This window comes from Pontibacterium sp. (assembly GCF_041587635.1).
In the GTDB taxonomy this organism is placed as follows: domain Bacteria; phylum Pseudomonadota; class Gammaproteobacteria; order Pseudomonadales; family Balneatricaceae; genus Pontibacterium.
The window spans coordinates 1-2259 of the sequence record NZ_JBFGYC010000616.1; the positions used below are offsets into that span (position 1 = coordinate 1).

At 52.1% G+C, this 2259-nt stretch carries 4 protein-coding genes; 3 read left to right on the plus strand and 1 reads right to left on the minus strand.

Going from position 1 to position 2259, the window contains the following annotated elements:
• Positions 1-375, plus strand: a 375-nt coding sequence (locus ABYW01_RS19835; RefSeq protein ID WP_372836132.1) for an SMI1/KNR4 family protein, incomplete at its 5' end; no start/stop codon positions are given.
• 30 nt (positions 376-405) lie between these two features.
• A complete protein-coding gene (locus tag ABYW01_RS19840) occupies positions 406-1389 on the plus strand; it encodes an aldo/keto reductase (protein WP_372836134.1) in 984 nt (327 codons plus the stop codon).
• Between the two features lie 16 nt (positions 1390-1405).
• Here ABYW01_RS19840 and ABYW01_RS19845 read toward each other — a convergent pair whose 3' ends face one another.
• Complete coding sequence (locus tag ABYW01_RS19845; RefSeq protein ID WP_372836136.1) at positions 1406-2050, minus strand: YdcF family protein; 645 nt, start codon at positions 2048-2050, stop codon at positions 1406-1408.
• 143 nt (positions 2051-2193) lie between these two features.
• Between ABYW01_RS19845 and ABYW01_RS19850 the strand changes: the two genes are divergently transcribed.
• Positions 2194-2259 (plus strand): 2-dehydropantoate 2-reductase N-terminal domain-containing protein (locus ABYW01_RS19850; protein ID WP_372836138.1); only part of this gene is annotated, 66 nt, incomplete at its 3' end.

Genomic DNA, 2259 nt, shown 5'->3' on the forward strand with positions numbered 1-2259 from the left:
AACAGCGCTCAGGTTGTTGTACCTCTGGAGCTGCCGACTGAAGACCAACTTATCGAGGTTGAAGAGGAGATCCTCATCCCGATTCCGGTCGAGATGCGGGAATTTATGCTCAAAACCGGCGATATCATCTACGGTACGCTTGAGCCGGTGACAGTGGCCGACCCACAGTCACACACCTTTCTACCCGAGGTCGCAGCCAACGTTTGGGCTGACGGCGTACCTCGTGAATTCATTCCGATCTGCGTGTCTGATGGCACATACTATGTCATTTCACAGGATGGCGAAGTGCTACTCTGGTCATTGGACCAAGGCGAAGCTACTGAAGAGTGGAGCTCTATCTGGCACTGGGCCAAGGACGTCTGGCTGGAAAGCTAAGATCGGATGTAACCTCACGAAGGAAGTACTATGCATAAGCGCCGTTTAGGCTCTTTGTCTGTCTCAGCGATCGGGCTGGGTTGTATGAGCCTGTCCCATGGATACGGTCAGTGCGATCCTGCTCAAGCGGAAAAGGTGCTGCTTAAGAGCCTCGACCTGGGATACGACTTCTTTGACACTGCCGCAGTCTATGGCTTTGGCGCCAATGAAACACTGCTGGGACGCATCTTGAAGCCACACCGTCAATCCATCACACTGGCTTCAAAATGTGCGCTATACGGCGACAGCAGTGGAAAACGGATCATCGACGGCAGCCGCCAGAATCTGCATCGCATGTGTGACGAAAGCCTACAGCGCCTGCAAACGGATGTCATCGACCTCTACTACCTGCATCGCAAAGATCCGGATACAGAGATCGAAGAGAGCATGCATGCGCTGGCCGATCTGAAGCAGCAGGGAAAAATACGCAATATTGGCCTCTCGGAAGTCTCATCTGACACGATTCGTCGTGCTCATGCCATTCATCCGGTGGCCGCCGTACAATCCGAATACTCGCTCTGGAGCCGGGGTGCTGAACGTGATGTCCTGGATACCTGTCGAGAACTCGGCATCAGTTTTGTGCCATTCAGCCCGGTAGGACGCGGCATGCTGACCGGTAAAATTCGTAGTACACAAGGGTTTTCAGAGGGCGATCTGCGACGCAATATGCCACGTTTCGCAGATAACACCTTCGACCACAACCTCTCTCTTGTGGATCAGTTTTGCACGTTAGCGACAGAGCTGGGGCACAGCCCGGCGCAACTGACGCTGGCGTGGCTGCTGAATAAGGAAGATGACTTAATCCCTATTCCGGGCACAACCGATCTGAAACATCTGGCCGAAAATGCGGCCGCCAGCGAAATCACTCTCACATCTACCGAGATCGATCAGATTGAAACCGTGCTACACCCCAACCTGATCAAAGGTGAACGTTATCCGCCCGAAGGCATGCGAGAGATCGATAGCGAGAACTGATCCTGAATACTGATCTCTAGTAAGACGCGAGCAGCGCTTGACTCAGCTGCTCGCGCTGACCTTTCAGATTGTATGCATCGTGGTCTGAAAATAGCCACTGGTGCAAGTGACCAGCATGGTGAACATCACTACTGCGGGCCTGAAACCGCGCCAGACTTTCTGCTTCCCGCTGACAACGCTCAGCGATCACCGCTTCATCTAAACCTGCATCCGAAACTGATTCGAAGGCCAGCCGGTACGGCAATGTAGAGAATCTATCACTGAACATAAACTCAAAAATCGCCTGAGTGCGGGGCATATGAAAGTTCGACGTAATCACCTTGAGTCGCGTTAGTTCAAGCGGCTCGGTATGAAGGGTGCGTGCAAAATAGGCGTTGCCGAGCGTATCGTACGAGCTTGTTTCAAATAACAAACGTTCTTCAGCGATACCGGCAGCCTGCAGATACTGTGCTGCAACAACCGATTCATAGATCGGAAAACCTTCATCATCACATGGCAACGGCTTATGAAATGTACCGGCACTCAGGCAGATATAGTAACGAGCAGGTTCTGACTTCAGGGCAGCCTCAAGGCGACGCAATGTCCACGCGGGCAACTGCCCATCCGCCGACACACCACCGCCAGGAATCATCACTGCATCCCACGTATATTGCTCGTCCATCACCCACCTCGTTGAATTGCCGAGAGCCATCATAACAGAGTCCAAATAACAGTATTGATCTACTCAAAAGCTGGAACTTTAGTCTCAGACAATAAATAATCGGCACAGAACAAAAATATGAAGGAACTATGATGCGTTTTCTGATGATTGGCGCAGGTGGCATTGGCGCCTACTACGCAGCACGTTTACTGGAAGCCGGACACGAAGTT